Raw genomic sequence first — 6,266 nt, 5'->3', positions numbered from 1 at the left:
CCGCCGCTCTTCCGATCTGGTACTCCGGGTGGTCGGGCGGGCGGGGGCCGCCGTCCCAGGACGGTGGGGGTCGCCCTGGGACGGCGGTCGCGTTGCGGCGCGTCAGGCGGTGCGGCGGGTGTCGTCGAGCCGCAGGTAGCCGAGCGCGCTGGTGGCCACGCCGTGGACCGAGGAGGCGAAGGCGTAGGTCTCCCAGGCGTGCGCGAGGGTGATGTGGAAGGACTCGGCGAGCAGGTACTCGGACAGTTCGTGGTTGACGTCGGCCCGGGCCTGTTCGTCGGCGGCGGCGAAGGCGCGGGACTGGAGTTCGGCGTAGGCGGGGTCGGTGACGTGCGAGGTGTTCCGGCCGACCTGGAGCGGGCCGGAGACGGTGATCCCGCTCAGCGGGGAGACGCTGACCATGCCGTGGTTGGCGATGAACAGTCCTTCCAGCGTGCCCTGTTGGATCTTCGGCTGGAGCGCGGCGTTGTCGAGCAGCTGGACGTCGACGCCGAAGCCGGCCTGCTCCAGGTCGTACTTGACCAGTTCCACGAGGGAGGCGAACACCGGCGAGTTGGCGGCGGTGAGCGGCACCCGCGTGCCTTCCGCACCGGCCTCCCGGAGCAGCCCGCGGGCCTTCTCCGGGTCGTGCGGGTAGCGGGTGACCTGGTCGGGGGTCACGCCGGGGGTGTTGGACGGCCAGGGCAGGCTGCTCGCCTCGGCGTGGCCGCCGTACACCTGGGCGACGATGCGCTCGCGGTCCACCGCGTACTGCAGGGCCTGGCGCACCCGGCGGTCGTCGAAGGGCCTGCTGGTGGTGTTCACGCCGAGGAACGCCTGCTGGTAGGAGGACTTGGCGGACTGCACGGCGAAGCCCGGGTTCCCGCCCAGCACCTTGAGGTCGCGTCCGGGCACCGCGCCGATCAGGTGGGACTGTCCCGACTGGAGGGCGGACAGCGCGGCCTGGCTGCTGGTCACCGACCGGACGGTGATCCGCTCGAAGCGGGGCCGCCCGCTCTGCCAGTAGTGGTCGTAGCGGACCAGGTCGAGCTGGTTGCCGCCCTTGAACGACTGCCAGGTGAAGGGCCCGGTGCCGTTGACCTTCTCGGCGGCCTTGCCGTCGACGTAACTGCGGGCGTCCACCACGGGGTTGAAGGCGAGCGCGTCGAACAGGTTGCTGGTGGGCCTGGCGAGGGTGAGCGTGACCTCGTTGCGGGCGCTCGCCCTGATGTCGGCGAGCCGTTCCAGCAGCGGCTTGACCTGCGAGGACTTGGCGGCGCCGGTGAGCGAGAAGACGACGTCGTCCGGGTCGAGCGGGCGGCCGTCGTGGAAGGTGACGTCCTCGCGCAGCTTGAGCACCAGCCGGGTGCGGTCGGCGCTCCACTCCCAGGAGGTGGCGAGCCAGGGCACGGGTTGCAGCGTCTGCGGGTCGAGGTCGACCAGCCGGTCCAGCACCAGGTTGACGAACACCGGGGTGTCCGGGCCGCGGTGGAGCAGCTGGGTGGGGTCGGGGGCGGCGCCGTAGACGATCTGGAGGTCCGGCGCGGAGGCGGTGGCGGAGGCCGCGGCCCCGCCGGCGGCGTCCTCGGTGGCCGAGCGGCAGCCCGCCGCCAGCAGGGCCGCTCCGGCGCTCAGGCCGAGGAAGCCTCTTCGGGGCAGGCCGCGGTGACGGGCTGCGTCGCTCATGGTGGTGCTACCTCTTCGGTTCTCGGGGTCCGGGGTCCGTGCGCGCGGGTCAGTACCTGGTGACGACGACGCTGTCGCTCCAGGCCACCACGTCGGGGCCGCCGGTCGGGTAGGGGATGTTCTTGGCCGGGTTCCAGTTGGCCCGGTAGATGCCGGTCTTGAAGTACGGCGACTGGTTCTGGTGGTAGTTGTTGAGGCCGCTGTACGCGCCGACCTGCGCGCCGTCCCGGAACACGGTGACGGCGCCGGGGGTGGTGTCGGTGGACCAGGTGATGTCGAAGGCCCACTGGTTCCAGTGGCCGAACTGCACGTCGCCGAGCGGGATCACCGCCTCCTGGACGGTGCTGGGGTCGGACAGCCAGTGCACCTTGAGCCGCCAGCTGCCGTCCTTGACGGTCAGGGCGATCGGCGGCTTGGTGTCGCTGCCGTCCGCGAGCGGGTAGCCGTGCCACTGGGCGACGATCGTCTCGGTGGGGGTCCGCACCCAGTCGGCGGGCAGGTAGTCGGCGAGGGCGAAGCGGTAGCTGCCCCAGCCGAGGGAGTTGACGGCGACCTCGGAGCGGTAGGAGACGCCGTCGTTCGGCACGGCGAAGCGGGCGGCCAGGCCGCTGCCGCCGGCGGGGGCGGCGGCCACGGTGATGCTGCCGTTGCCGTCGACGCGCTGGCGGGTCCAGGCGGAGACGGTGCCGGTTTCGAAGTCGTCGGCGAAGACGTCGGTACCGGACACCAGGGCGGGAGCGGCGGGAGCGGCGGGAGCGGCGGGAGCGGCGGGAGCGGCGGGAGCGGCGGGAGCGGCGGGAGCGGCGGGAGCGGCAGGAGCGGCAGGGGCGGGGACGGCGGCGTGGGCCGGGGCGGCGGCGGTCACGGCCAGGGCGGCGATGAGCACGGCGCCGGCGAGGCGGCCGGGGAGGCGGGACATGGTTCTTCTCCTTCTGGAGGTTCGGGGCTGATCGACCGGGGGCGCGGCCGGCTGGCGGGGGATGGCGTCAGCCGGCCCGGCTACAGGAGTCGGCCGGTCCCACCCATGTCGGGCTGGACCAGGCCCACTGGTCGTTCAGCTGCCGGACCCGCACGTGGTAGAAGTCCCCGTCGCCGCCGGGGCGTTCGTCGGTCAGCTCGAACTCGGCGGTCGTCTCCCGGTCGGGCACGGCCCGGTCGAAGCGGTAGGCGCCGGAGACGAACCCGCCGGTGAATCCGGTCCGCGCGCCGGCGAGGAGTTCGCCGACGGCGTGGGCGCTCTCGACGCCGTTCACGACGGCGACCAGCCGGGTGCGCGTGTCGCCCTCGATCCGCAGCGAGAAGCCCTGGGTGCTGTCGGTGGCGGTGTTGGGGTTGCCGTCGGTGACCGTCCGCAGCCGGATCTCGCCCGGCCCGGTGCGCTCCCACCAGGACGGCCGGTAGGTGTCCGGCTCGGCCTCGGCCGGCGCGACGGTCTCCGGGCCGCGCAACCGGGGCTGGACGTCCAGCAGCCGCCCGCCCTCGATCCGCAGCACGACGTCCCAGTGCACCGGTTCGCCGCGCCGGCCCCAGCCGACGGCGAAGCCCAGGGTGCCGGAGAAGGCGTCCGATCCACCGGCGCCGGCGAGGAGTTCGGGCCGGGAGACCCGGTGGACGGGTACGCCGTTGCGGAGCAGTTCCACGTGGTCGAGCGCGTCCCGGCCCTGGACGGTGACGTGGATCCGGCGCCGGTCGGCGGAGGCGGCCTCGGCGCCCATCGGGGCGCCGTTGACGGAGGTGGCGAGCAGGATGCGGTCCCCGGTGATCGCGTAGGCGCGGCGCTGCTGGACGGCGTTCCAGATGCCGTCCCGGGTCAGTTCCGGGGCCCAGACCGCCACCCGGCCGTGCCCGTGGCTGCCGGGGAAGGCGCTGTGGTGGTCGGTGGAGCCGATCAGCCCGAAGCGGTGGCCCAGGCGCAGGCCGTGGACGGCCGTGGCGGTGCCGGCGCGCGGGCCCATGGTGTGCAGGTAGCTGCGCGGCGCCTCGTCGGACTCGGCGCAGCCGTGCATCGACATCATCTCCACCACCGGGGCGAACTCCTCGGTGTAGGAGGCCCAGTCGATGCCGCGGCGGGCCGGCCCGTAGCCGATGTGGTGCGGCAGCGCCCAGGTGCGCACGCCCTGGGCGGCGAGCACCCGCAGCCGGGCGCGCAGTTCGTCCAGGTCCGCCGCCCGGATGATCTCGCCGCGCGGGCCGTCGAAGTACACGCAGTGGTCGCCGTGGGCGAGGCTGTGCCACTCGAAGGACTGGAAGGTGACGAAGCGGCCGTCCTCGTGGGCGGCGGCGGTGACGTCCTGGACGTGGTCCCAGAGCCGGGCCAGCCGGGCGAAGCCCTCGGTGTGGTAGTCGACCAGGCTCGCCAGTTCGGGGGTGCGCTCGGGCAGGTCGGGCCACCAGCCGTGGCCGGTGACGCTGGCGAAGTCGAGTTGGAGCCGGGCGTTGGCGTAGGCGTCCTCGATGCTCCCGTGGCCGTAGCTGATGCCGCAGTGGTTGTGGAGGTCGCCGACGTACAGGCCCAGGCCGGCGTAGCCGGGTGCGTCGGTGCTGGGGGCGGTCATCGGGGCTGGGCTTCCTCGGGTCCTGGTCGGCCATGTTTGATCGACTCTGAGAAGAAGGTAGCCGCGATCTCCGGGGAACGGTCAAGGCTCGGCCGTTCGGTGTCGTGCGATCGCCATCGGGCGAAACATCGTCTTCATAGAAGACCTGCTGGTGAAGCTGGCCACCTCGCCGGTCAGCCGGTCGACGACGACCCACCGCGTCCGGCCCAGACTTTTGATCGATCTGATAGAAACTTCGCGACACCCCTCCCCCGAAGGACGGATCCATGCCGCACCCCGCCCTGCCCGCCGCGCCCGACCTCGGCGCCTCCCACCTCGTCCGCGCCCCCGAGCGCCCCGAACCCGGCTACTGGGCCGGCTGCCCGGGCGTCCGGTACGAGCCGGACCTCGACCGCTTCCTGCTCACCTACCGCGAGCGCCGCCCGCGCGGCGCGACGCACGGGCCCGACCGGGGCTGGCGCTGCGCCGTCGCCGAGAGCGCCGACGGCATCGCCTTCCGCGACCTGTGGTCCGTCCGGCGCGACGAGCTGGGCTCCCCCTCGATGGAACGCCTCGCCCTGCTGCGCCGCGACGGCGGCTACCTGCTCCACCTCAGTTACGTCGACCCGGCCGACAACCGCTGGCGCGTCGACGCCCTGCGCGCCGACGCCCCCGAGTCCTTCGACCTCGCCACCCGCACCCCCGTCCTCACCGCCGCGACCACCGGCACCGAGGGCGTCAAGGACCCGTACCTGCTCGAAACCGACGCCGGCGTCCACCTGTTCGCCACCGTCTCCCGCGCCCGGCCGTTCACCCCCGAGGAGCGGGACCGCGCCCACGCCGACGCCGACATCCACACCACCGGCCTCACCGTCCAGCCCACCGCGCTCGCGGTGTCCCCGGACGGGCTGCGCTTCACCGCCCCGCCGGGCCGCGCCGCCGAGGCCCTGGACGTCGGCCCGGCCGGCGCCTGGGACGGCTACGAGTCCCGGATCACCACCGTCCTGCCCGACGGCCGGGGCGGCTGGCTCGCGCTCTACGACGGCTCGGCGGACGCCGCCGGCAACTACGAGGAGCGCTGCGGCCTGGCCGCCTCCACCGACCTGCGCGGCTGGCACCGCCTCACCCCGGACGGCCCCTGGCTGGACATCCGGTACGCCGACCTCGTCCCGGCCCGCGGCCGCTGGTACCTCTACTACGAGCAGAGCCGGCCGGACGGCGCCCACGAGCTGCGGGTCGCCGTCCTGGACGAGTTCGCCGGAGTCCGCCCCGACGGCGCCCCGGCGGCGCCGCACCACGCCTGAGCCCGGGGCGCGCCGGCCCGGTCCGCCCGGACCGCCGCTTCAGGCTCAGGCTCAGGCTTCGGGCTCCAGGCTTCGGGCTTCGGGCTTCGGGCTTCGGGCTTCAGGCTTCAGGCTTCGGGCTTCAGGCGGCCAGCAGGGCCTCGGCGATGCCGCGGGCCCGCCAGGCGGCGTCCGGGGTGCCCTCGCGCAGGGCGGTGACGATGGCGCCGTCCATCAGGAGGGCGAACTGCCGGGCGCGCTCCCCGGGCTCGGGGACGCCGGCGTCCCGCATCAGCCGCTCGACCAGGTCGATGACGCGGGTCTTGTGCAGGGCCGCCATCCGGCGGGCCGGGCTGGCCGGGTCGGCGATCTCGGTCATCGTGTTGATCGCGACGCAGCCGCGGAAGTCCTGGGTCGCGAACCGTTCGGCCAGCGCGTCGAAGACGTGCAGCGGGTGGCCGCCGTGGGCCGCGACCCGCTCGGAGAGCCACGCCCGCCACCGGACGTCGCGGCCCTCCAGGACCGCGGTCACCAGTTCCTCCTTGCCGGTGAAGTGCCGGTAGAAGGACGCCCGGCCCACGCCGGACTCGGAGAGGATGCGCTCCACTCCGACCGCGCGGATGCCGTTCGCGTAGAAGAGGGTTTCGGCCGTGCTCAGCAGGCGCGCCCGTGCGTTGACTGCCACGCGGCGGATTCTATCCACTCTTGACGCCAAACGGTACCGGTCGGTACCGTCCTCCAGTCGGTACCGGTCGGTACCGTTTAGCGGGGGCGGTCCCGAGGG

At 73.8% G+C, this 6,266-nt stretch carries 5 protein-coding genes; 1 reads left to right on the top strand and 4 read right to left on the bottom strand.

The window, feature by feature from the left end; all coding sequences use genetic code 11:
* Positions 1–102: 102 nt before the first annotated feature.
* The 3 genes from ACIQOV_RS22355 to ACIQOV_RS22345 all read right to left on the bottom strand — a co-directional run bounded on the left by ACIQOV_RS22355 (position 103) and on the right by ACIQOV_RS22345 (position 4,220).
* Entirely contained in the window at positions 103–1,665 is a 1,563-nt protein-coding gene (locus ACIQOV_RS22355; protein WP_401050999.1) for an ABC transporter substrate-binding protein, read from the bottom strand.
* A gap of 49 nt (positions 1,666–1,714) precedes the next feature.
* Positions 1,715–2,584 (bottom strand): polysaccharide lyase, encoded by an 870-nt coding sequence (locus ACIQOV_RS22350; RefSeq protein WP_401050995.1) that lies wholly within the window; start codon positions 2,582–2,584, stop codon positions 1,715–1,717.
* 67 nt (positions 2,585–2,651) lie between these two features.
* Complete coding sequence (locus ACIQOV_RS22345; protein ID WP_401050992.1) at positions 2,652–4,220, bottom strand: DUF3604 domain-containing protein; 1,569 nt, start codon at positions 4,218–4,220, stop codon at positions 2,652–2,654.
* A 266-nt stretch (positions 4,221–4,486) separates the two neighbouring features.
* Here ACIQOV_RS22345 and ACIQOV_RS22340 point away from each other — a divergent pair, with 266 nt between their 5' ends.
* On the top strand, positions 4,487–5,503 hold the full coding sequence (locus ACIQOV_RS22340; RefSeq protein WP_401050989.1) for a hypothetical protein: 1,017 nt from the start codon (positions 4,487–4,489) through the stop codon (positions 5,501–5,503).
* 121 nt (positions 5,504–5,624) lie between these two features.
* On the opposite strand, the gene ACIQOV_RS22335 is transcribed toward ACIQOV_RS22340, so the two are convergent.
* Positions 5,625–6,167: a helix-turn-helix domain-containing protein gene (locus ACIQOV_RS22335; protein ID WP_359911187.1), complete on the bottom strand. Its 543-nt coding sequence runs from the start codon at positions 6,165–6,167 to the stop codon at positions 5,625–5,627.
* Positions 6,168–6,266 lie beyond the last annotated feature (99 nt).

This window comes from Kitasatospora sp. NPDC091257 (genome assembly GCF_044757675.1).
Taxonomy (GTDB): Bacteria; Actinomycetota; Actinomycetes; order Streptomycetales; family Streptomycetaceae; genus Kitasatospora; species Kitasatospora lactacystinica.
This window is presented reverse-complemented; position numbering and strand designations above follow the sequence as displayed.